Here is a 24512-nt window from a genome sequence, read left to right as displayed (position 1 = left end):
AATGACGCTGATCTCCTGTGACTCGACGCGGCAGATAATGTAGTATCTCCAGCAATATTGCCCCTTTGAAGGCTGGCGAATAAGTTGAGGAATCAGAATTAATGAGCGATATGGCAGAGCGCCTTGCGCTGCATGAGTTTACGGAGAACGCCTACTTAAACTACTCCATGTACGTGATCATGGACCGTGCGTTGCCGTTTATTGGTGATGGTCTGAAACCCGTTCAACGCCGCATTGTGTATGCGATGTCAGAACTGGGCCTGAATGCTACCGCCAAATTTAAAAAGTCGGCTCGTACTGTCGGTGACGTACTGGGTAAATACCATCCGCATGGCGACAGCGCCTGCTATGAAGCGATGGTGCTGATGGCACAGCCATTCTCTTACCGTTATCCGCTGGTGGACGGGCAGGGGAACTGGGGGGCGCCGGACGATCCGAAATCGTTCGCAGCAATGCGTTACACCGAATCCCGCCTGTCGAAATATTCCGAGCTTTTATTAAGTGAACTGGGGCAAGGAACGGCGGATTGGGTGCCAAACTTCGACGGCACGTTGCAAGAGCCGAAAATGCTCCCTGCCCGCTTGCCGAATATTTTACTTAACGGCACCACTGGCATTGCCGTCGGCATGGCGACGGATATTCCGCCGCACAACCTGCGTGAAGTCGCGCAGGCGGCAATCGCCTTAATTGAGCAGCCCAATACCACGCTCGACCAGTTACTGGATATCGTGCAGGGGCCGGACTACCCGACCGAAGCGGAAATCATTACCTCCCGAGCGGAGATCCGCAAAATCTACGAAAACGGTCGCGGTTCTGTGCGTATGCGCGCGGTGTGGAAGAAAGAAGATGGCGCGGTGGTTATCAGCGCACTACCGCATCAGGTTTCTGGCGCGCGCGTACTGGAACAGATTGCTGCGCAAATGCGCAACAAGAAGCTGCCGATGGTTGACGATCTGCGCGATGAATCTGACCACGAGAACCCGACCCGTCTGGTGATCGTGCCGCGTTCCAACCGCGTGGATATGGAGCAGGTGATGAATCACCTCTTCGCCACCACCGATCTGGAAAAGAGCTATCGTATTAACCTCAATATGATCGGTCTGGATGGGCGTCCTGCGGTGAAAAATCTGCGGGAAATCCTCTCCGAATGGCTGGTGTTCCGTCGTGATACCGTACGCCGCCGTCTGAACTATCGTCTGGAGAAAGTCCTCAAGCGCCTGCATATCCTCGAAGGTTTGCTGGTGGCATTTCTCAACATCGACGAAGTGATTGAGATCATTCGTAATGAAGATGAACCGAAACCGGCGCTGATGTCGCGCTTCGGCATTACGGAAACTCAGGCGGAAGCGATTCTCGAACTGAAACTGCGTCACCTCGCCAAACTGGAAGAGATGAAGATTCGCGGTGAGCAGAACGAGCTGGAAAAAGAGCGCGATCAGTTGCAAGGCATTCTGGCTTCCGAGCGCAAAATGAATAACCTGCTGAAGAAAGAGCTACAGGCCGACGCACAAGCGTATGGTGACGATCGCCGTTCGCCGCTGCAGGAACGCGAAGAAGCGAAAGCGATGAGCGAGCACGACATGTTGCCGTCTGAGCCGGTTACCATTGTGTTGTCGCAGATGGGCTGGGTGCGTAGTGCCAAAGGCCATGATATCGACGCCCCAGGTCTGAACTACAAAGCAGGTGATAGTTTCAAAGCTGCGGTGAAAGGCAAGAGTAACCAGCCTGTGGTGTTTGTAGACTCTACCGGACGCAGCTACGCTATCGACCCCATTACGCTGCCCTCAGCGCGTGGTCAGGGCGAACCGCTCACCGGTAAACTAACGTTGCCGCCAGGCGCTACCGTTGATCACATGCTAATGGAAAGCGACGATCAGAAACTGTTGATGGCTTCCGATGCAGGTTACGGATTCGTCTGTACCTTTAACGATCTGGTGGCGCGTAACCGTGCAGGTAAGGCACTGATTACTCTGCCAGAAAACGCGCATGTTATGCCGCCAGTGGTGATTCAGGATCCTTCCGATATGTTGCTGGCGATCACTCTGGCTGGACGTATGCTGATGTTCCCGGTCAGTGAGCTCCCGCAACTGTCGAAGGGTAAAGGCAACAAGATCATTAACATCCCGTCGGCAGAAGCCGCTCGTGGCGAGGATGGTCTTGCACATCTGTATGTCCTGCCTCCACAAAGTACGCTGACGATTCATGTCGGGAAACGCAAAATCAAACTGCGCCCGGAAGAGTTGCTGAAAGTGACCGGTGAGCGTGGCCGTCGCGGCACCTTGATGCGTGGTTTACAGCGTATCGACCGCGTCGAGATTGACTCCCCGCGGCGTGCTGACAGCGAAGAGTAAAATGCAAGAGAGGGCCGTACCTTCTCCTGTCAAAAAGGTGAACCGGATGAAACGTTGAAGTCGTCATCCGGTGCCGCATTTAGTCTGTATAAACAATAAAAATTCCCTTGAAACCGTTGTTTATTCATGCGTTGCGATTAACAATACGTTTTTCCAGAGAGCGGCTTTTAACAATGCCCTAACCTGATTTCAGGTGACGTACAATGCCAGTCTCTCAGATCTTCAGAGGGTGTTATGCTATATATCTTTCGTCTTATTATTACCGTTATTTACAGCATCTTAGTCTGTGTATTCGGCTCTATTTACTGCCTTTTCAGCCCGCGTAATCCGAAGCATGTGGCTACCTTCGGGCATATGTTTGGTCGTCTTGCGCCGCTGTACGGCCTGAAGGTCGAATGTCGCAAACCTGCTGATGCTGAAAGCTACGGCAATGCTATCTATATCGCTAACCACCAGAACAACTATGACATGGTGACGGCATCAAACATCGTGCAGCCGCCGACAGTCACTGTGGGTAAAAAGAGTTTGCTATGGATCCCCTTCTTTGGGCAGTTGTACTGGTTAACCGGTAACTTATTGATCGACAGAAACAATCGCACTAAAGCGCACGGCACGATCGCCGAAGTGGTGAATCATTTCAAAAAACGCCGTATCTCCATCTGGATGTTTCCGGAAGGAACGCGCAGCCGTGGTCGCGGTCTGCTGCCGTTTAAAACAGGGGCATTTCATGCTGCGATTGCCGCAGGCGTTCCGATTATTCCCGTGTGTGTTTCCACGACTTCGAATAAGATTAATCTTAACCGACTGAATAATGGTTTAGTGATCGTAGAAATGCTGCCGCCAATTGATGTCAGTCAATATGGTAAAGATCAGGTTCGCGAGTTGGCTGCCCATTGTCGTTCGATAATGGAACAAAAAATCGCCGAGCTCGATAAAGAAGTCGCAGAGCGCGAAGCCGCCGGAAAAGTTTAAGTCGGCAATCTGTTTTTTGCGGGAACACTTTCCTGCACGGTATTACTTTAGCCAGTTTTACATGGAGCAAATATGTCACTCAGTCGGCGTCAGTTCATTCAGGCATCGGGGATTGCACTCTGTGCAGGTGCTGTCCCCCTGAAGGCCAGCGCAGCCGGTCAACAGCAACCATTGCCCGTTCCGCCGCTGCTTGAATCTCGCCGTGGGCAACCGCTGTTTATGACCGTACAGCGTGCGCACTGGTCATTTACGCCAGGAACGCGCGCGTCGGTTTGGGGTATCAATGGTCGCTATCTTGGGCCGACTATCCGCGTCTGGAAGGGCGATGATGTTAAGCTGATTTACAGCAACCGACTGACAGAAAATGTCTCAATGACGGTGGCCGGGCTACAGGTGCCAGGCCCACTGATGGGCGGTCCGGCACGCATGATGTCGCCAAACGCTGACTGGGCGCCCGTACTCCCCATTCGCCAGAACGCAGCGACCTTGTGGTATCACGCCAATACCCCCAACCGCACGGCACAGCAGGTCTATAACGGCCTTGCCGGAATGTGGCTGGTGGAAGATGAAGTCAGCAAGTCGCTGCCAATCCCTAACCATTATGGCGTGGATGATTTTCCAGTCATTATCCAGGATAAAAGGCTGGATAACTTTGGCACGCCGGAATACAGCGAGCCAGGAAGCGGCGGCTTTGTTGGCGATACGTTATTGGTCAACGGTGTGCAAAGCCCGTACGTTGAAGTCTCGCGTGGTTGGGTGCGCTTGCGACTGCTGAACGCGTCGAACTCTCGTCGCTATCAACTACAGATGAGCGATGGTCGCCCGTTACATGTGATTTCTGGCGATCAGGGATTCCTGCCTGCGCCAGTGTCGGTGAAGCAACTTTCGCTGGCACCGGGCGAGCGCCGCGAGATTCTGGTGGATATGAGCAACGGTGATGAAGTGTCTATCACCTGTGGCGAAGCGGCGAGCATTGTTGATCGTATTCGTGGCTTCTTTGAGCCATCCAGCATTCTGGTTTCCACGCTGGTGCTAACGCTGCGCCCAACCGGTCTTCTGCCGCTGGTCACAGACAGTCTTCCGATGCGCCTGCTGCCAACCGAAATCATGGCCGGTTCGCCGATTCGCAGCCGTGATATCAGTCTGAGTGATGACCCGGGTATCAATGGAAAGCTGTGGGACGTCAACCGTATTGATGTCACCGCGCAGCAAGGAACATGGGAGCGCTGGACCGTACGAGCAGATGAACCGCAAGCGTTCCATATTGAAGGCGTGATGTTCCAGATCCGCAACGTTAACGGCGCAATGCCGTTCCCGGAAGACAGAGGCTGGAAAGATACCGTTTGGGTCGACGGACAAGTGGAGCTGCTTGTCTATTTCGGTCAGCCTTCCTGGGCGCACTTCCCGTTCTACTTTAATAGCCAGACGCTGGAAATGGCCGATCGCGGCTCGATAGGGCAGCTGTTGGTCAATCCGATACCGTAATGGACCAATTAAATCTCCTGGCGATATGCAGTCCTCACAGTGAGTAAAGACGTAAACAGACGGGCCTGAATCATTCAGGCCCGTCTGTTTGTCAGGTTGAAAATAACCCAGGCAGCATCAGACTGAGCTGCGGGAAATAACAAATCATTGCCATCACCACAAACAATGCCAGAAACATCGGCAGCAATGGTTTTATTACCTTGTCGATACTGACCTTGCCAATACTGCAACCAACAAACAGAATGGTACCGACAGGAGGTGTGCAAAGACCGATGGTTAAGTTGAAAACCATAATAATGCCGAAGTGAATCGGATCTATCCCCAGATGTTGGGCGATCGGCAGAAAAATAGGTGTAAATATCAGGATCGCTGGTGTGATATCCATAAAGGTGCCAACGATCAACAGAATGATATTAATGATAAGAAGAATGACCCATTTGTTATCCGAAACGCTGGTAATCAATTCGTTGATTAACTCAGGCACATCAGCATTCGTCATGGCCCATGACATCCCCATCGAACAGCCTACCAGTAACAGAACAATTGAACTGGTTACCACCGAATCTAACAGAATATCATTGAGCTTCTTAAGGGTGATTTCCCGGTAAATCATCGCCAGGGATAAACTATAAATTACTGCTATTGCCGATGCTTCTGTGGGCGTAAATACCCCCGCGATAATACCGCCAATAATGATAAAAATAAGCATCAGGCTGGGTATTGATTCACGGAATATTTGCAAAAACTGACGAAAATTGATGCGTTCTGCCACTGGATAATGGTTACGTCGTGCATAAAGAGCCGCCACAAACATTAAAGCAGCAGCGGTGAGAATGCCTGGCAAGTATCCAGCTAAGAACAACGCTGCAACAGAAGTGCCTCCACTGGCGAGGGAATAAACAATCAACACATTGCTCGGTGGGATCATCAGACCAATGGGGGCAGAGGCAATATTCACTGCCGCAGAGAACGCCGGATCATAGCCCTCTTTTTCCTGCAGTGGTGACATAATCCCACCTACCGCGGCGGCTGACGCAACAGCAGAACCTGAAATAGCACCAAACAGCGTGTTTGCAAGGATATTACAATGAGCCAGTGAGCCAGGCAGACGCCCAACTAATGCTTGCGCCAGGTTAACCAGCCGCCGGGCGATGCCTCCGGTATTCATAATGTTTCCGGCTAACACGAAAAAGGGAATGGCTAATAACGTAAAGCCATCCAGTCCCACTGTCATTTTTTGCGAAATCACAGAAATGGCGGCATCGGGAGGTAAGGCAGTAATAATAGATAACAGTGAAGAAAGGCCAATAGCAAAAGTAATTGGCACACCTATTGCCAGCATGACGGCAAAACTGCCAAATAAAATTAAGACGGGGTAGATATATTCAAAGTCCATACTTCCCTCGTTAATGAGAATTCCGTTTACGATAGTTGTCAATAATATTCATCACTGAATACCAGACCAGAATAAGCCCACTGGCAGGCATAACCCAATAGACCTTATCCATCGGCCATTTTAATACAGGAGAAATTTGTCCAACATGTTGTGCTTTTTCAACAACAATGTTTCCTCCATAGATCATGAAAATAACTGCAAAAACAGTAATAATAATTTGGATAAAACTGTCAAGCGTCAGAACAGATGCCGCAGGAAGTTTCTGCGCCAATAAATCAATCGCCAGATGTTTTTTTAACCCAGCGGTATATACACCGCCAAGTAAAATCATCCACATAAATAAAATCTGGGTAAATTCATCAAGCACGGTGCTGGGAGCGTTAAAAATAAAACGAGCAATAACTTGCCATGTTACGCAGAACACCATAATGGCGAGAATAATACAGCAGCATCCGGCAAGGATCTTATTAAGAATATGAGTGAGTGTGCGCATAAGTCTTCCATGAAAGGGCAGGGATTACCTGCCCATTAGGGTTACATACTTTCTACTTGCTCAAGGTTTTTGGCCGATTGTGCATCTTTCGCTTTAAATTCATCGTATAGCGGTTTTACGCGTTCTTTGAAAGCGGATTTATCAACATCAACCACTGTTGCGTTCATCTCTTTCATTTTGTCGTAGGCTTCTTTTTCAGCGGCAGGCCAGATGACATCTTTCATTTGCATCATTGATTCATCGGCTGCCTTTAATAATGCCGTACGCTCTTTGTCGCCAAGTTTATTCAACACATTGGTGCTAATAATTAACACATCAGGCACCATGGTGTGTTCATCACGTGAATAGACTTTTGCCACCTCGGCGTGACGCATATCAGAATAGACAACGGTATTGTTCTCTCCGCCATCAACAACACCTTGCTGGAGCGCAGTGTAAAGTTCTCCCTGAGCCATCGGTGTGGCGGCACCGCCAAGTGCTTTCATCATTGCAATGGCGCTGGGGCTTTGTTGAACCCTAATTTTCATTCCTGCTAAATCTTCAGGTTTTGTAATCGGTTTATTGGAATAAAAACTTCTCGCACCGCCGTCATAATACGTAATACCCACAAAACCTTTGCTTTCTGATGACTTGAGTATTTGTTTACCTAAATCGCTTTGCAGAACGCGATAATAATGCTCACGGTCGCGGAATAAGAAAGGCAGACTGAAAAGACTGTAATCCGGGGCGAAAGATTCCAGTGACGCAGCATTCACTTTCACCATCTGCAATGCGCCAGAGTTCATTAGTTCCAGTGATTCGCGCTCGTTACCCAATGTCGCATTTGGGTAAATACGAATAACTAGTTCACCATTAGAATATTCTTTGGTTTTATCAGCTAAATAGCTTAATGCTTTATGGACAGCATGGCTTTTATCCTGATTATGACTGAGTTTTAATGTTGTTTTTGCCAGTGTGGTATTGGAAATTAATAAACAACTGGTCAACAGCATAAGCGATGCCGTCAGAGGACGAAGTGCTTTCATATCCTGCTCCTGGTTAATATAACAGAAACGATAAATACAGCGCTTTTCTATCGTTAGAATAAAAAGAGATTATTAATTCTCTGTCAGATAATGGAAAATCCCTGCCGGAACGGGAATACCTTCCTGCTGACATTTTTCTTTATAGTGCATTTGTGGATCGTTCGGTGCTAATACTTTTTCAACGCCGGGAACCGGTTTAACGGCATGAAGTTCCGTGACCATTTGCGCCATAGTTTCAGCAAAAACAGGATTGCCGAGCTTTTTCGGATCGATGGCAATAACCAAACTTGCCAGCTTACGCATCTTGTCATAATCGCCATACATGCGAACAATATGGTTACCAAAATTCGCATTCATCAGCACGCCAGTCAGTGCATCTATAGCCAGCGCAATGCCTGAACCTTTGTGCTGACCGAAAGGTAACAGGTTTTCAATTTTATGCGGATCAGTGGTGCCATTACCGTCTTTATCTATCGCCAGTCCTTCACCAATATGTTTTCCGGTTTCCTTTGCATGAAGTATTTTGCCGAAAGCCGTGGCACTGGTCGCCATATCAACAATCATCGGATGGCTGTTTTCCACCGGAAAGCCAAAGGCGATGGGGTTAGTTCCCAAAAAGCGCCCGGCACCGCCATGAGGCGCTACGCAGGTATCGGTTTGCGTCATTACGATAGCAATCAATCCTTGGTTGGTGACCATCTCTGCAAAATAAGACAACGCGCCACAGTGAGAGGCGTTTTTAACGCTAACAAACCCAAGACCTTCTTCCTGTGCCAGTTTGATGGCGTGCTCTGTGGCGCTAATTAATGCTGAATGCCCCATCCCGTCATCAGAGTCGAGAATGGCCACTGACGGTGATATTTGCTCAATACTAAATTGCGCGGTTTTATTTAACCCTCCGGCAGCAAGGCGAGTGCAATAATGTTCGACACGCATAACACCGTGAGAATGCACACCGGTAATATCGGCATGTACTAAAACATCCGTAACTTGTTGTGCGGTGTTAGTATCCAGCCCGGCAGTATATAATTTGTGGTGTACCAGTGATTTTAAATTTGCTTCACCGACATAAACAGTTGTCATCTTTGTTCCCTTAAAAAGTGATCACACCCTTGACCATATTTTTATTTTCTACAACGTTACGTTGGTAATTTTCGCCAACATTAAAGAAATTAAATTCCTGGTTTTTCATTAAGTTTTCGTGAATTTTATTGCTGCGCATCAGTTCAATAACTAACGTGAAATCTTCCCGTGTGGCATTGCGACTACTGAGTAACGTTGTCTCTTTTTTATGGAAAGTCGGATCGTCAATAACGAGTTCACCGATATACAAACCGATGAAAACAATTTTGCCGCCATGACGAATAAGATTGACATCCTGACTCATCGAGGCTTTATTTCCCGTAGCATCAAGTACGACGCAAGCCAGTTCGCCGCCAAACACTTCACTAAGCGCGGCAATAAAACCTTCCTGTGTGGGATCGAAGGCATTAATAGCAAGATTATCCACAACGTGCTGGCGACGTTGACTATCAATATCAGCAACAACAACCTGCGCCCCTTTAGCCCTGGCGATGGCTGCCGTTGCCAGACCGATTGGCCCGGCGCCAATCACCAGTACGTTTTGTGCAGCCTTGATCTCAGCCCGACGAACGGCATGTGCACCAATGGCGAAGCATTCAACCAATGCGCCGGCGCTGTCGCTGACCTCGTCAGGGAGCGGCACAAGGTTGTCTTCACGTACCGCAAGGTACTCACTAAAACCCCCATCCTGATGCACGCCATACAGCGAAACACGTTCACAGCAGTTCGTTTTCTCTTCCCGACAGGCGGCGCACTCGCCACACGGAATGCATGGGATAACGGAATAGCGCTGGCCTGATTGTGCCGTTTGACACTGACTGCCTTGTGAAACTGCTTCGGCGCATATTTCATGACCTAATACACGTGGGTAGCTAAAAAAAGGCTGTCTGCCGGCAAATGCGTGAATATCCGTACCACAGATACCCACGGCTTTAATTTTTAATAGCACTTCGTTATCTGCTGGCACGGGAATATCTTTTTCCACATACTCCATAACACCAGGCTGCTGGCAAATTAATGTTTTCATTTCTGCTCGTCCGATAATAATTGGCTGATAGTGGCCTTGATGCCCTTGTTTTTTATATTTGCAAAGGCAATTTTTATTTCATTTATAAAGGGCTGATGATTACTTAATTCACCAAATATGGCGCTAAGGTGTAGTAATGCGAGCGCCTGTTGCCATGCGTCTTGTTGTTCCTTTATTAGCGCATGAAATTGTTCACTCATTGGATCAGCGACAGACTGGCTTTTCTCAACAGCTTCAATGACATAATGCAACCAACCAGCAACGAGCAGTGACAGAACAGCATTGTTTTGCTTTTGCTGATGCAATTTAAGCCAGGGAGTTAGCGCACGCTGGGGAAGCTTTTGCGAACCATCCATAGCGATTTGCCCCGTACGGTGTGCAACATTACGGTTGCTAAAGCGTTCAATTAACAGGTCGGCGTATTCCTGGACGTCGATATTTAAATCAGGATTAAGTGTTCGGGCTTGTTCATTGATCATCAGATGGCGGGTAATGGAACGAAAATTAGCGTCTTCCATGCATTGCCAGATAAATTCATAGCCTGCCAGTGAGCCGTTATAAGCCAGAAATGAATGGCTACCGTTTAACATGCGTAACTTCATCTCTTCATAAGGCTGAACATTGCTGACAAACATCGCGCCTGCTTTATCCCATTCCGGTCGCCCATGCACAAAATTATCTTCGATCACCCACTGGCGAAATGATTCGCAGACAATCCCGCAGGGATCGGCATAACCAGTTTTAGTTTCCAGTAAGGCGAATTGCGATTCGGTCATTGCCGGAACAATGCGGTCGACCATCGTGCCTGGAAATGAGACATTTTCTTCGATCCACTGAGCCAGGGGCAGGTCCAGTTGTCGGGCAAAACCGAGAACGGCATTTCGCGTCAGATGCCCATTGTCTGGCAAGTTATCGCAGGAGAGCACACTAAAAGCGGCAAGTCCGGCTGCTTTACGTTGTTGCAAAGCACAGACGATCAAGCCAATAGCCGACTGAGGCGCATCCGGGTTTTGTAGATCGTGTTTGATTAATCCATTGGTGAGATCAAGTGATCGCGTTTGCGAATCGAGGCAATAGCCTTTCTCGGTGATGGTTAATGAAACGATTTTTACCTGAGGTTCAGTCAATTTCTGGATTGCTGCGGCAATACCGTCCACGGGGGTATGGATACCGCCAGTCACCGAGCGTACAAGGCGTGAGGTAGATTGCGATGCAGACGTTTCCACCACCGAAAACAGCCCATTTTGCGCATTTAAGTTTTCGATCAGTTGAGCATCACCAAACAGGTTGATCTCAAAGATCCCCCAGCAGGTGTTCGAAAGCTGATTAGTAAGATCAGTATAGACAGCCTGGTGTCCGCGATGAAAAGCGCCAAAACCAATGTGGACAATATCAGCCTGTAACCCGTCTCGAGGCCAGGTGGTGACCTGATCATGGTGGGCGACAGTGATGCTCTCGTTCCCTGACATTATGTGCTTACTCCTGGTAGTTGGTGTGTGTAGACCAATTTACATAATTCATTAGACCAAAAACAGAGAGATGCATCACGCTTGCAGAGAAAGGTAAAAGTACGGAACAGAACAAGAGGAAGTGATTTGAGATGGATGACAAACGTAAAACTGCCTGATGCGCTACGCTGATCAGGCTGGCGATGATTGTGTAACGTATTTAATTTTAATTTTTTATGCCAGATTAGGTATTCACACTGCATTCGGCACGAGCAAAGCGCGCTTTATCATCAGTCCGTTGATAATTTATTAGACCAATTAACAAGATAGAGTGTACCAGATGAGGGGGGATGCAGAGCCAGCGTCATTTTTCACGTCAGCTCTGGATAAATGAAGGTTAACGAGCGAAGAAAAAGTCATCAAAGTCGCTAATGGAAGCGTCTTGTTTGAAGATTTTGATCAGTTCATTTTTGCTGTTTTCCAGATGGTTCCAGGACGCTTCTCTGGCAAGCTCTGAATCTTTCTGTTGCAGCGCAAGGACAATAGCCCGGTGATCTTCCAGCCATTGCAGACGCAAAGGCTTTTCGTGCAAATACTTGTAGTTCAGCTTCTTCCAGCGGGGGTTTTCTGTGCGCACTGCCCGCCATAATTCGGCGGCTTGTTTGATCAGCACACGATTTTGCGTTGCTTCGGCAATAAGGCTATGAAATCGGTGATCCAGCTCTTCAAATTTATCACTTTCCGCTGCGATCGCCTTTTCCTGCAAGCTAATGATTTTCTTTAATTCTTGTAATTCGTTAAAGCTGATCTGGCTGGCTGCAAAACCGGTAATATTGCTCTCGATCACCTGGCGTGCCTGCAACAGTTCGAACGGGCCAATTTCTGAATAAGGCATTAATGATTTCTGATTGAGCTTATCGGTGGAATCGACAAAGAAGATCCCTGACCCTTGCTTCACATTCAGTACGCCTTTGAGTTCCAGCATAATGATGGCTTCACGAATGGTAGTCCGGCTGGTATTAAACCGCTCGCTCAGTTCACGTTCTGAAGGTAAGCGCTCTCCGGCTTTGAATACGCCTGAATACAGCAACTCTTCAATTTGTAGACCAATATCGTAATAGCGGCGCTTTGTAATAACCTGTTCCATACCTTGCCTTACTGTGGGTGTCCTCGGATAGCCGATCGTCGTGCAACATGACCTGAACGTTGCTGATCGGCATAAATAGTAGCGGCAGTTGCCACGATACCGCTAGCCTTAAATGTGTTTGCCCCGATCGGCAGTGAAAACTTCACCAGGGTATTTCGTCACCGTTTATCAACATCACTTCATTTCCGCGCGTGATACAGCGTATAATCCCCGGCCTTTGATTATTTTTTTACCATTTCTGGAAGCAAAATGAGCTCTATCTCCCTGATCCAACCGGATCGCGACCTGTTCTCCTGGCCGCAGTACTGGGCCGCCTGTTTTGGACCGGCACCGTTTTTGCCGATGTCTCGTGAAGAGATGGATCAACTTGGCTGGGATAGCTGCGACATCATTTTGGTTACTGGCGACGCGTATGTCGATCACCCAAGCTTCGGGATGGCGATTTGCGGTCGTATGCTGGAAGCGCAGGGCTTTCGCGTTGGGATCATCGCCCAGCCGGACTGGAGCAGCAAAGACGATTTCATGCGTCTGGGTAAACCGAATCTGTTTTTCGGCGTTACCGCAGGCAATATGGACTCGATGATCAACCGTTACACTGCCGATCGCCGTTTACGTCATGACGACGCTTACACGCCGGATAACGTCGCAGGTAAGCGTCCGGATCGCGCCACACTGGTTTATACCCAGCGTTGTAAAGAGGCGTGGAAAGATGTGCCGGTGATCCTCGGCGGTATCGAAGCCAGCCTGCGTCGTACCGCGCATTATGATTATTGGTCTGACACCGTGCGCCGCTCGGTGCTGGTGGATTCTAAAGCCGACATGCTGATGTTCGGTAACGGTGAGCGTCCGCTGGTGGAAGTGGCGCACCGTCTGGCAATGGGCGAGCCGATTAGCGAAATCCGCGATGTGCGTAATACCGCGATTATCGTGAAAGAGGCGCTGCCAGGCTGGAGCGGCGTGGATTCCACCCGTCTCGATACCCCGGGCAAAATCGACCCGATCCCGCATCCGTATGGCGAAGATTTGCCGTGCGCGGATAACAAACCGGTGGCGCCGAAAAAACAAGAAGCCAAAGCCGTTACCGTGCAGCCACCGCGCCCGAAACCGTGGGAAAAAACCTACGTGTTGCTGCCTTCTTTCGAGAAAGTGAAGGGCGATAAAGTCCTGTACGCCCATGCTTCGCGTATTCTGCACCACGAAACTAACCCAGGCTGCGCCCGAGCATTGATGCAAAAACATGGCGACCGCTATGTGTGGATCAACCCGCCTGCTATTCCTCTTTCTACCGAAGAGATGGACAGCGTCTTTGCGCTGCCGTATAAGCGCGTGCCACATCCGGCTTATGGTAACGCCCGTATTCCGGCTTACGAAATGATTCGTTTCTCGGTCAATATTATGCGCGGCTGCTTTGGCGGCTGCTCTTTCTGCTCTATTACCGAGCATGAAGGGCGCATTATTCAGAGCCGTTCGGAAGATTCGATCATCAATGAGATTGAAGCGATCCGCGACACCGTTCCTGGCTTTACTGGCGTGATTTCCGATCTCGGTGGGCCAACTGCCAACATGTATATGTTGCGCTGCAAATCGCCACGCGCCGAGCAAACTTGTCGCCGTTTGTCGTGCGTTTACCCAGATATTTGTCCGCATATGGACACTAACCACGAACCGACCATCAATCTCTATCGCCGTGCTCGCGATCTCAAAGGTATCAAGAAGATCCTGATCGCTTCCGGCGTGCGTTACGACATTGCCGTGGAAGACCCGCGCTATATCAAAGAGCTGGCGACCCATCACGTCGGCGGTTATCTGAAGATTGCCCCGGAACATACCGAAGAAGGGCCGTTATCGAAGATGATGAAGCCGGGCATGGGCAGTTATGACCGCTTTAAAGAGCTGTTCGATACCTATTCCAAACAGGCAGGTAAAGAGCAGTATCTGATCCCCTATTTCATCTCCGCGCACCCGGGTACGCGTGATGAAGATATGGTGAACCTGGCGCTGTGGCTGAAAAAGCATCGCTTCCGTCTCGACCAGGTGCAGAACTTCTATCCGTCGCCGCTGGCTAACTCGACCACCATGTATTACACCGGGAAAAACCCGCTGGCGAAGATTGGCTATAAGAGCGAAGACGTTTTCGTACCGAAGGGCGACAAACAGCGTCGTTTGCATAAAGCGTTGTTGCGTTACCACGATCCGGCAAACTGGCCGTTAATCCGCCAGGCGCTGGAAGCAATGGGTAAAAAGCATCTGATTGGCAGCCGTCGCGATTGCTTAGTGCCTGCGCCAACCATTGAAGAGATGCGTGAAGCTCGTCGCCAGAACCGCAATACCCGTCCGGCGTTGACCAAACATACGCCGATGGCGACCCAGCGTCAGACGCCTGCTACGGCAAAAAAAGCGTCGTCTACGCAATCTCGTCCGGTGAATGCTGGCGCGAAGAAACGCCCTAAAGCAGCGGTCGGACGTTAAAAAAAATCCCCGGTAACAGAATGCTGCCGGGGATTGTTTTGTCATTCCGCATACATACGCAAGCAGCGCAGGCAATCGAAATAGTCCTGCGCATCAAGACGCGTATTGGCTCTGTTAGCTTCAGATTTTGCCGCATAGATTTGTGGGCGTAATGCTTTCATATCCTGCTCAAGTCGGGTGATTTTGGCATTTAATGTTTGCACATTGCTCGCCAGTTGATTGACCTTTTGCTCATTGACGCACCCATTTAATAAGCCAGTTACCAGAATTAGTGTTCCCACGCTGAAAGTCTTTTTCATTATTTATTTCTCCCTGTTTTTTATTGTTATGATTAATGGTTGATTGATGTTTAGTGGAGTATTACCACCGTGGCGGGTGCGCCCAAATTCCGTCTGGCCATCTTCCGGCATCATCCAGCCGTGTGTTAACTTTTTCTGCCGCTTCTTTCGCTACCTGAATTTCCTGACGTAAAGCGTTGATATCCTGTTGGAGTTGATCGACTTTTATATTTATCAGATGAATATCATTTTCTACATGACTGATTTTTTCATTACTGACGCAGCCTGTGAGTATGAACATTAGAAAAAAGAGTAACAGTTGATTATTCATTTCCAGTTTCCTTTATCTGGTATTAATTATTCCGCTCACCGCTGTAATCTGGCGGCAGTCTTCGCTTCAATCTGTTTAAGTAAACTTCCGCCGCCTGGGCGGATAAAATCGGCAATTTCCCACTTACCTTCACGCCGCTGTAAAACAAATTCTTGCTCTTCGCTGTTGCCATTGGTCAATGCAAAACGAACATAAATACGAGCGGAGTCGGAAGTTTTCTCCAGCACACGAATTTCATCAACGCGTGAAAATAACGACTCTTCGCCAAAACAGATTGGGTTGTCGTAGATAAATTGCCGCTCTAATTGCATATCTTCATCGGAGTTGCTGCCAGTCTTGAAGGTGGTTTTATAGAAGGCATTAACAGCCTGGCGATAGGTGTTGGAAACAACCCACGTCCAGGGCCAGCTATAATGAGTGATATGGTCAAACAACTCGGCGACAAAGGCTTCAGGTTGCTCTTTTTGCAGCGATGCCAGTAGCGCCAATATTTTTTCATTCTCACCATTAACCGACTGCCAGACGCTGCCATGATTGCTGACAATATCGTCAATCACCCAACGACCATTTTCTGCCACCATCTTCAGTGTTTGCGTGGTCTTTTCTTTATCGTCTTTATAGGGACGAAAGCGCACAAGGGCATCTACGTGATCGGCATCCGTTTGAGTAACCGCGACACTTTCTAACACCAGATCGCCGTAATCCTGACAATCGCAAACCGGATCGTAATCCAGCCAGCCAATATTACCCGGCAGTGTGAGATTGTCATTCAAGGTTAGTGCCTTTTGCATTCGCGTTGATGTTATTGCTTGCTCACTGTTATCAGCGAAATAAGGAACACTAGCCCCACCGGTATAGTGTTGATAAATCTGCCTGACTGTTTGTTCAGCGGTTAGCGAGGGGGATTGCGCCTGGAGGGTAAAACTTAAAAAGGCTGCCAAAAACAGAACCATTATTTTCATCTGTTTTTCACCTCTCCATCGCGTTTATCCCTGGTGTAGATGAGTTGTTCCTTTAAGAGCTTCCAGCTCCGCATGATGATGTCCTTATATTTGGTGTTCCTGAACAGGGGAGAGTAACAACGGGCGGGAGGCGAGGGGAATAAATGATTTCTGAAAAGTCCGGTAGCGGAACATTACCGCTACCGGGAGAATTTGTGCGTTAGCCGCTGAACTGGTCGGGATCGGGGCCGAGGCGTTTACCCTGGTCGAGTTTTGCAATGTCACCAAGTTCGTCTTTGTCGAGACGGAAATCCCAGACATCGAAGTTTTCAGCAATTCGTGAAGGGGTGACCGATTTCGGGATTACGACCAGACCGTTATCCAAATGCCAGCGGATAACAATCTGTGCCGGGGTTTTGCCATACTTATCTGCCAGATCGCGAATGATTTTCTGATCGAATACGCCTTTCCCGCCCTGGGCTAATGGGCTCCAGGATTCGGTCTGGATTTTGTGTGTGGCGTTCCAGGCATGCAACTGACGTTGCTGCATCAGCGGGTGAAGTTCTATCTGGTTAATAACAGGCGCCACGCCAGTTTCATCAATCAGGCGCTGAAGATGGTGGATCTGGAAATTGCAGACGCCGATACTTTTGATTAATCCCTCTTTTTGCAGCTCAATCATTCCTTTCCATGCTTCGACATAATGGTCGATTGCGGGAACGGGCCAGTGCATTAAGTAGAGGTCGATATAATCAAGCTGGAGTTTTTTCAGACTGTTGAGTAGGGCTTCGCGGGGGCGCTTGTGGTTGTCGTTCCACAGTTTAGTGGTGATGAACAGATCTTCTCTGTTAAGTGCGGAATTTTTCAGGGCTTTACCGACACCTTCTTCGTTCTTGTAGGCTGCGGCGGTATCAATCGAACGATAACCAACTTCTAACGCTTTTTGAATAGCGGTGATAACTTCCTCATTACTTGCTTGCCAGACGCCCAGTCCCAGCTGGGGCATGACATTGCCGTCCTGTAGCTTAATAACGGTTGGATTAGCCATACGTTCCTCCTTATATGAACTCACCGGAGCAGGCTCCGGTGAGATGTTGTGAACTTAAGTCTGGACGAAATGCCCGAAAACGAAAGTTTGAGGCGTAAAAAGCTTAACGGGCGGCTTCGTAGATGCGGCGGCTGACTTCCAGCGTAATGTCATGATTTTCGCCCAGTTGGGTCATGCCGTGTTCTTCCAGTTTTTTCAGCAATGCCGGGATAGAGCTGCCGTCCAGACCGTAGTCGGAAAGATGCGTCGGCACGCCTAATTGCTCGAAGAAGTTACGGGTAGCGGCAATCGCGGCGTCAATGCGCTCGTCGTCGGAACCTTCGGTGATGTTCCAGACGCGTTCAGCGTATTGCAGCAGTTTCGCACGCTTGGTGTCGCGTTTTTCATTCCACAGAGCAGGCAGGACGATAGCCAGAGTTTGTGCGTGATCCAGACCGTGCATAGCGGTCAGTTCGTGGCCCAGCATATGCGTTGCCCAGTCCTGAGGTACGCCAGCGCCGATCAAACCGTTCAGCGCTTGGGTCGCCGCCCACATAACGTTGGCGCGCACATCGTAGTTTTCTGGTTCTTTCAGGGCCTTCGGACCATCTTCGATCAGCGTCAGCAAAATACCTTCTGCGAAGCGATCCTGGATTTTGGCATCAACCGGTTTGGTCACATACTGTTCTACGGTGTGCACAAAGGCGTCCACTACGCCGTTAGCCACCTGGCGCGGCGGCAGGGTATAGGTATAAACCGGATCGAGTACGGCAAATACCGGCTGAACATGGGCAGAATGGAACGCCTGTTTGTCGCCAGTGGTTTTACGGGAGATAACCGCGCCCGCGTTAGATTCAGAACCGGTCGCTGGCAGCGTCAGCACACAGCCCATCGGGATAGCGCTTTTAATCTCTTTACCGCCCGTTTGCAGAATGTGCCACGGATCAATATTTTCCGGATAGTTAGCCGCTGCGGCGATAAATTTGGTGCCATCCAGCACGGACCCGCCGCCAACCGCCAACAGGAAAGTCACTTTCTGTTCGCGAACCAGTTTTACGGCGTTCATCAGCGTTTCATAAGACGGGTTTGGTTCGATACCGCCAAACTCCAGCACGTCCATACCTTTCAATGCATCCAGAACTTGATCGAGGACGCCGGTTTTTTTCACACTACCACCGCCGTAGGTAATCAATACGCGGGCGCCATGAGGAATTTGCTCGCGTAAACCAGCGATTGCGCCTTTACCAAACAGAATGCGGGTTGGGGTGTGCAGATTAAAGTTGTTCATTACTTGCTCCCTTTGCTGGGTCAATATGAGGGCAGAGATCGGTCTGCCTGATGTTTTTCATTGTGGTCGCCTGCGTCGTGGCTCTCAATGCTCATTTCTGCCAATGTCTTGCCTATTTCTCCAGAGTGCTGGAGAAATGGTACAAAATTGCGCACAATCAAATTGCCGCATTATTCCTAAGAAATTACGCGATATGAAACGTGAAGAGATATGCCGCCTACTGACGGATAAAATTAATAGACTGAAAGATAAAGAAAATAGTTTGTCAGATATGTTGCCTGATGTGCGCTTATTGTATGGTGAGAACCCCGGTGCGCGTACGCCAGTGATGTATGAACCTGGCATCATAATTCTCTTTTCCGGGCATAAAATCGGTTATATCAATGAACGCGTGTTTCGCTATGACGCCAATGAATACCTGCTGCTGACGGTGCCGTTGCCGTTTGAGTGCGAAACCTATGCCACGCCAGAGGTGCCGCTGGCGGGGGTGCGTCTCAATGTCGATATTTTGCAGTTACAAGAGCTGTTGATGGACATTGGCGAAGATGAACATTTCCAGCCGTCGATGGCTGCCAGCGGTATAAATTCCGCTACATTGTCCGAAGAGATTTTATGCGCGGCGGAGCGGTTACTGGATGTGATGGAACGACCGCTGGATGCGCGCATTCTCGGTAAACAGATTATCCGCGAAATTCTTTACTATGTGCTGACGGGGCCTTGCGGCGGCGCGTTACTGGCACTGGTCAGTCGCCAGACGCATTTCAGCCTGATTAGCCGCGTGCTGAAACGAATTGAGAATAAATACACCGAAAACCTGAGCGTTGAGCAACTGGCAGCAGAAGCCAATATGAGCGTTTCGGCGTTCCACCATAATTTTAAGTCTGTCACCAGTACCTCGCCGTTGCAGTATCTGAAGAATTACCGTCTGCATAAGGCGCGAATGATGATAATCCACGACGGCATGAAGGCCAGCGCGGCGGCGATGCGCGTCGGCTATGAAAGCGCGTCGCAATTTAGCCGTGAGTTTAAACGTTATTTCGGTGTGACGCCGGGAGAAGATGCCGCCAGAATGCGGGCGATGCAGGGGAGTTAAATGCGTTCCCGGCATGGCCACCGGGAACGGAGGAAATCGTCAGGCACTAGAGTACTTTTTTTTAATCACCACGAACAGCGTGCCTAACAAGCCAGCGGTTAGCAAGGCAATCGGCAGGATCATCAGGAACGTCATCACCTGATCTTCATGGCGTTTTACAAACGGGATCATGCTTAAGGCATAGCCGAAACTGGTTACCACGCTGACCCATAACAACCCGCTTAACCAGTTGAAAAACTGGAAGCGGCGGTTTGGCAGTCCGGAAATCCCCGCCATGGTTGGCAGCAGCGTGCGGACAAAGGCGAGAAAACGTCCAGCAAGCAGCGCCAGCAGACCGTGGCGGTCAAACATACAGGTGGCGCGCTGGTGATATTTGGCCGGAAGCTGCGCCAGCCAGCCTTTCACCGTTTTGGTATTACCCAGCCAGCGCCCCTGAATGTAACTCAACCAACAACCCAGGCTGGCTGCGGCAGTCAGAATCGTGATTGTTGGCAGAAAATCCATAACCCCCTGGGCAATCAATGCGCCAGCCAGAATCAACAAGCTGTCGCCAGGCAAAAATGAGGCGGGCAGCAGGCCGTTTTCTAAAAACAGCGTGGCAAACATGACAAAGTAAACAACGCTAACAATGTGAGGGTCCGCCAGCGCGGCAAAGTCATGTTGCCAGAGCGCAGCGATAATATCTTGAATAACAGCCATGGACTTTCCTGTGGAACAGCGTTTAAGCCTTAATTTGACTATTGTACTCCTGAATCGTCCGGGACGCCTTGATCCCGGACGCAACAATTTAAGACTATTCACAATTAAATGTCTGCAAAATTGTCCAAATTGGCAACGTTACACAATTCGCGCGAAGCCGGCGTCCAGATCGGCAATCAGATCGTCGACGTTTTCCAGACCAATATGCAGGCGAATCAAGGTGCCGCTAAAATCGATCTTACCTTGTGGGCGGATGGCGGCGAGATGTTCTGGCTGGTTCGCGAGGATCAAGGATTCATACCCGCCCCATGAGAAGGCCATGCTGAATAACCTGAAGTTATCCAGATAGTTCGCCAGTTCTTCATCATTAAGTTTTTTCTTCAGTACAAAGGAAAATAGTCCGCTGCTACCTGTAAAGTCTCGTTTCCAGAACTCATGGCCTTTACTGCCTGGCAGAGCAGGGTGGTTAACTCGCTCAACCTGCGGATGTGCGGCCAGCCATTCTGCCACTTTCAGGCTGCTTTCATGATGTTGGCGCAGACGCACGCCCAGTGTACGCAGGCCACGACTGGTCATATAGGCGGTATCGGCGTCGACCATCTGCCCCATCAGATAGGCATTTTCCCGCAGTTGCTCCCAGCAACGGGCATTGCACACAGCAGTGCCAATCATCGCATCCGAATGCCCTACCAGATATTTGGTGGCGGCCTGAATAGAAACATCAATACCAAAATCAAGAGCTTTGAACAGCACTCCGGCAGCCCAGGTGTTATCGATCATAATGATGGCGTCCGGCACCACACTGCGTACGGCGGCAACAATCGCCGGAACGTCGTGGACTTCCATGGTGATGGAGCCTGGCGATTCCAGAAACACGATTTTAGTGTTTGGCTGCAGATGTTTAACGATATCGGCACCAATCAGCGGATCAAACCATGATGTCGTTACGCCCAACTTGCTGAGGATTTTGCTACAGAAATCCTGGCTCGGCTCGTAGGCGGTATTGGTCATCAACACATGATCGCCCTGTTCAACAAAAGCAAGAATGGAATTGGCAACCGCTGCCGCCCCGCAAGGAAACAGCGCGCAACCTGCGCCACCTTCCAGTTCGCACATCGCTTCTTGTAAGGAGAAATGGGTTAACGTTCCGCGCCGTCCATAGAACAACTCGCCATTGGCGCGATTGCGCGTCGCATGTTTTTTGGCTTCCACACTGTCAAAGACCAGCGAAGAGGCGCGCTGAATCACGCTATTTACCGCGCCGAGGGTGTATTTTTTGCTACGTCCTGCATTGACCAGTTGAGTATCAAGTTGTTTGTCTGCCATGTTGGGATTCCTGTTTTTATACGTCTGGATGTCTAAACTAGCACGAATGAGGTCATGCGCATCCTGAAGAATTGGCATAAAGCAGAAAAATTTCGCAAAAGGTGTACTGGTGACTTTTTTACTGCGTAAACGCAAAGAAAAGAAAGCAAAGGTACGGCAGTATGCAAATAGTAATGAGAACGACTATCAATTCGACGTCGTTTTGATATTATTGTGCGCAGATTTTGTGACTTGCGTCCTGGAGATACACAGTGGGTAATAATTTAATGCAGACGGACCTTTCCGTCTGGGGTATGTATCAGCACGCCGATATTGTCGTTAAGTGCGTGATGATTGGGCTGATTCTGGCCTCCGTAGTCACCTGGGCAATCTTTTTCAGTAAGAGCGTAGAGTTCTTCAACCAGAAGCGTCGCCTGAAGCGCGAGCAGCAACTGCTGGCTGAAGCACGCTCTTTAAACCAGGCCAGCGATATCGCCGCTGATTTTGGTAGCAAAAGCTTAAGCCTGCATTTGCTCAATGAAGCGCAGAACGAGCTGGAACTGTCAGAAGGCAGCGACGATAACGAAGGTATTAAAGAGCGTACCAGTTTCCGCCTTGAGCGTCGGGTCGCCGCAGTAGGTCGTCAAATGGGCCGCGGTAACGGTTATCTTGCTACCATCGGCGCAATTTCGCCGTTCGTTGGTCTGTTTGGTACGGTCTGGGGCATCATGAACAGCTTTATTGGTATCGCGCAAACGCAAACTACCAACCTGGCAGTGGTTGCACCGGGTATTGCAGAAGCGTTGCTGGCAACGGCAATCGGTCTGGTGGCAGCGATTCCGGCGGTCGTTATCTATAACGTATTTGCACGCCAGATTGGCGGCTTTAAAGCGATGCTTGGCGATGTCGCAGCGCAGGTATTGTTGCTGCAAAGCCGTGACCTGGATCTGGAAGCCAGCGCCGCTGCGCATCCGGTTCGTGTTGCACAAAAATTACGCGCAGGATAATGTCCGATGGCAATGCATCTTAACGAAAACCTCGACGATAACGGCGAAATGCATGATATCAACGTGACGCCGTTTATCGACGTGATGTTGGTTCTGCTGATTATCTTTATGGTGGCGGCACCGTTAGCGACGGTAGATGTGAAGGTGAACTTGCCTGCTTCTACCAGCACGCCGCAGCCGCGCCCGGAAAAACCGGTTTATCTGTCGGTGAAGGCGGACAACTCAATGTTTATCGGTAACGATCCGGTCACCGATGAAACGATGGTTACGGCGCTGAATGCGTTAACCGAAGGCAAGAAAGATACCACCATCTTCTTCCGTGCAGATAAGACCGTCGACTACGAGATGTTGATGAAGGTAATGGATAAGCTGCATCAGGCAGGTTACCTGAAGATTGGTCTGGTCGGCGAAGAAACTGCCAAAGCGAAGTAAAGCGAATTGCCTGATGCGCTACGCTTATCAGGCCTACAAAATCTATCGCAACGTGTTGAGTTTTCATGAGTTTGTAGGTCAGATAAGGCGTTTACGCCACATCCGGCAAGGTTAAAAGCACAATGATGCCCGGTTGCTATCACACAACCGGGTATTTTTTAGCCTAAATGTTCGCCGCCACACACGCCGTGCACTTCTGCGGTGACATAGCTCGACTCCTGACTTGCCAGATAAACATATACAGGGGCCAGCTCCGCCGGTTGCCCCGCACGTTTCATCGGTGTTTTCTGACCAAACTGCGGGATCTTATCCTGCGTCTGTCCGCCGGAAATTTGCAGTGCTGTCCAGATAGGGCCTGGCGCGACAATATTCACCCGAATACCTTTCTCCGCGACTTGTTTTGCCAGGCCACGGCTGTAGTTCAGAATCGCCGCCTTCGTAGCCGCATAGTCCAGCAAATGCGGGCTTGGCTGGTAGGCCTGGATTGACGAAGTGGTGATGATACTGGCGCCTTTCGGTAGCAGGGGAATTGCTTCCTGGGTTAGCCAGAACAGCGCGAAAACGTTAATGGCAAAGGTCTTTTGAAACTGTTCGCTGGTGAGGTCTGCAATATCAGGAATGGCAACCTGTTTCCCGGCGACCAGCGCCATAATATCCAGCCCGCCTAATGCCTTATGCGCGTCGTGAACCAGCGAACGGGCAAATTTCTCATCGCTTAAATCGCCCGGCAGCAGAATGGCTTTGCGTCCGCATTCTTCAATGATCTTTTTCACATCCTGAGCATCTTCTTCTTCCACGGGAAGATAACTGATCGCCACGTCAGCGCCTTCACGGGCGTAAGCGATGGCGGCAGCGCGACCGATTCCGGAATCGCCCCCTGTCACCAGTGCTTTACGATCTTTCAGGCGACCGCTACCGACATAGGTTTTCTCGCCGCAATCTGGCACGGGCGTCATCTTCGCCTGGATGCCGGGCGCTGGTTGTTTCTGTTTGGGATATTCACCAGTGTAATACTGTGTGGTCGGGTCTTTTAAATGAGACATCGCTTTTCTCCCTTCAGGTTCAACGTCCTTTAAGGGTAGACGCACGCGCCACGGTAATCAGGGAACCAGGAAGATCCCTAAACCTCGGATTTATGCGATAACGGGTTAACGTATATGTTGATTTGTTGTTGCGTGCTGTTAACTCAATTGCGATATACTGTTGCCCGTTTTA

The 24512-nt window shown here is 49.6% G+C and carries 22 protein-coding genes; 7 read left to right on the top strand and 15 right to left on the bottom strand.

Annotated elements, in window-relative coordinates; translation table 11 throughout:
* Window positions 1-101: 101 nt before the first annotated feature.
* From parC to ftsP, 3 genes are all read left to right on the top strand, one after another.
* A complete protein-coding gene (gene parC, locus AACS80_RS08570; RefSeq protein WP_130261289.1) occupies window positions 102-2351 on the top strand; it encodes a DNA topoisomerase IV subunit A in 2250 nt (749 codons plus the stop codon).
* Between the two features lie 234 nt (window positions 2352-2585).
* A complete protein-coding gene (plsC, locus tag AACS80_RS08565; protein WP_000965725.1) occupies window positions 2586-3323 on the top strand; it encodes a 1-acylglycerol-3-phosphate O-acyltransferase in 738 nt (245 codons plus the stop codon).
* A 72-nt stretch (window positions 3324-3395) separates the two neighbouring features.
* Window positions 3396-4808, top strand: coding sequence for a cell division protein FtsP (gene ftsP / locus AACS80_RS08560; RefSeq protein WP_130210333.1), 1413 nt, complete (start codon window positions 3396-3398; stop codon window positions 4806-4808).
* Window positions 4809-4899: 91 nt separating this feature from the next.
* Here ftsP and AACS80_RS08555 read toward each other — a convergent pair whose 3' ends face one another.
* The 7 genes from AACS80_RS08555 to AACS80_RS08525 form a co-directional block, all read right to left on the bottom strand.
* A complete protein-coding gene (locus AACS80_RS08555) occupies window positions 4900-6204 on the bottom strand; it encodes a TRAP transporter large permease (RefSeq protein WP_130210331.1) in 1305 nt (434 codons plus the stop codon).
* Window positions 6205-6214: 10 nt separating this feature from the next.
* Window positions 6215-6697 (bottom strand): TRAP transporter small permease, encoded by a 483-nt coding sequence (locus AACS80_RS08550; RefSeq protein WP_130210329.1) that lies wholly within the window; start codon window positions 6695-6697, stop codon window positions 6215-6217.
* Window positions 6698-6738: 41 nt separating this feature from the next.
* Window positions 6739-7722 (bottom strand): TRAP transporter substrate-binding protein, encoded by a 984-nt coding sequence (locus tag AACS80_RS08545; protein ID WP_135410460.1) that lies wholly within the window; start codon window positions 7720-7722, stop codon window positions 6739-6741.
* Window positions 7723-7794: 72 nt separating this feature from the next.
* Window positions 7795-8805, bottom strand: a complete 1011-nt coding sequence (locus AACS80_RS08540; protein ID WP_130210325.1) for an Ldh family oxidoreductase — start codon at window positions 8803-8805, stop codon at window positions 7795-7797.
* 10 nt (window positions 8806-8815) lie between these two features.
* Window positions 8816-9832, bottom strand: a complete 1017-nt coding sequence (locus AACS80_RS08535) for a zinc-binding alcohol dehydrogenase family protein (protein ID WP_130210323.1) — start codon at window positions 9830-9832, stop codon at window positions 8816-8818.
* Window positions 9829-11301, bottom strand: coding sequence for a mannitol dehydrogenase family protein (locus AACS80_RS08530; RefSeq protein WP_138183747.1), 1473 nt, complete (start codon window positions 11299-11301; stop codon window positions 9829-9831). Before AACS80_RS08530 ends, AACS80_RS08535 begins: the two co-directional genes overlap by 4 nt.
* Before the next feature lie 376 nt (window positions 11302-11677).
* Window positions 11678-12427, bottom strand: coding sequence for a FadR/GntR family transcriptional regulator (locus AACS80_RS08525; RefSeq protein ID WP_130210319.1), 750 nt, complete (start codon window positions 12425-12427; stop codon window positions 11678-11680).
* A gap of 249 nt (window positions 12428-12676) precedes the next feature.
* Between AACS80_RS08525 and AACS80_RS08520 the strand changes: the two genes are divergently transcribed.
* On the top strand, window positions 12677-14896 hold the full coding sequence (locus tag AACS80_RS08520) for a YgiQ family radical SAM protein (protein WP_000095187.1): 2220 nt from the start codon (window positions 12677-12679) through the stop codon (window positions 14894-14896).
* Window positions 14897-14937: 41 nt separating this feature from the next.
* On the opposite strand, the gene yqhH is transcribed toward AACS80_RS08520, so the two are convergent.
* The 5 genes from yqhH to yqhD all read right to left on the bottom strand — a co-directional run bounded on the left by yqhH (window position 14938) and on the right by yqhD (window position 18761).
* Entirely contained in the window at window positions 14938-15195 is a 258-nt protein-coding gene (yqhH, locus tag AACS80_RS08515; RefSeq protein ID WP_130210313.1) for a lipoprotein YqhH, read from the bottom strand.
* 61 nt (window positions 15196-15256) lie between these two features.
* Complete coding sequence (locus tag AACS80_RS08510; protein WP_130210311.1) at window positions 15257-15505, bottom strand: LPP leucine zipper domain-containing protein; 249 nt, start codon at window positions 15503-15505, stop codon at window positions 15257-15259.
* Between the two features lie 35 nt (window positions 15506-15540).
* A complete protein-coding gene (locus tag AACS80_RS08505; protein WP_135410458.1) occupies window positions 15541-16467 on the bottom strand; it encodes a YbjP/YqhG family protein in 927 nt (308 codons plus the stop codon).
* 199 nt (window positions 16468-16666) lie between these two features.
* Window positions 16667-17494: a 2,5-didehydrogluconate reductase DkgA gene (gene dkgA / locus AACS80_RS08500; protein WP_130259449.1), complete on the bottom strand. Its 828-nt coding sequence runs from the start codon at window positions 17492-17494 to the stop codon at window positions 16667-16669.
* Window positions 17495-17597: 103 nt separating this feature from the next.
* Window positions 17598-18761: an alcohol dehydrogenase gene (gene yqhD / locus AACS80_RS08495; RefSeq protein ID WP_130208043.1), complete on the bottom strand. Its 1164-nt coding sequence runs from the start codon at window positions 18759-18761 to the stop codon at window positions 17598-17600.
* 193 nt (window positions 18762-18954) lie between these two features.
* On the opposite strand from yqhD, the gene yqhC reads away from it, so the two are divergent.
* Window positions 18955-19854 (top strand): DNA-binding transcriptional regulator YqhC, encoded by a 900-nt coding sequence (gene yqhC / locus AACS80_RS08490; protein WP_138158408.1) that lies wholly within the window; start codon window positions 18955-18957, stop codon window positions 19852-19854.
* Between the two features lie 39 nt (window positions 19855-19893).
* On the opposite strand, the gene yghB is transcribed toward yqhC, so the two are convergent.
* The gene (yghB, locus tag AACS80_RS08485; protein WP_064529651.1) at window positions 19894-20553 is read right to left on the bottom strand and encodes a DedA family general envelope maintenance protein YghB; all 660 of its coding nucleotides are present in this window, start codon (window positions 20551-20553) and stop codon (window positions 19894-19896) included.
* Window positions 20554-20691: 138 nt separating this feature from the next.
* Complete coding sequence (gene metC / locus AACS80_RS08480; RefSeq protein ID WP_130208039.1) at window positions 20692-21879, bottom strand: cystathionine beta-lyase; 1188 nt, start codon at window positions 21877-21879, stop codon at window positions 20692-20694.
* 251 nt (window positions 21880-22130) lie between these two features.
* Here metC and exbB point away from each other — a divergent pair, with 251 nt between their 5' ends.
* Both exbB and exbD read left to right on the top strand, forming a co-directional pair.
* Window positions 22131-22865 carry a tol-pal system-associated acyl-CoA thioesterase gene (gene exbB, locus AACS80_RS08475; protein WP_130208037.1) on the top strand — a complete coding sequence of 245 codons (735 nt, stop codon included), beginning with the start codon at window positions 22131-22133 and terminating at the stop codon, window positions 22863-22865.
* Between the two features lie 6 nt (window positions 22866-22871).
* Window positions 22872-23297, top strand: a complete 426-nt coding sequence (exbD, locus tag AACS80_RS08470; RefSeq protein ID WP_130208035.1) for a TonB system transport protein ExbD — start codon at window positions 22872-22874, stop codon at window positions 23295-23297.
* A gap of 158 nt (window positions 23298-23455) precedes the next feature.
* Here exbD and yghA read toward each other — a convergent pair whose 3' ends face one another.
* Complete coding sequence (yghA, locus tag AACS80_RS08465; protein WP_131162512.1) at window positions 23456-24340, bottom strand: NADP(+)-dependent aldehyde reductase; 885 nt, start codon at window positions 24338-24340, stop codon at window positions 23456-23458.
* Window positions 24341-24512 lie beyond the last annotated feature (172 nt).

The organism is Escherichia sp. E4385, from assembly GCF_963883145.1.
Taxonomy (GTDB): Bacteria; Pseudomonadota; Gammaproteobacteria; order Enterobacterales; family Enterobacteriaceae; genus Escherichia.
Note: the sequence above shows the minus strand (reverse complement) of the source record. Positions and strands in the feature narration are given on the sequence as shown.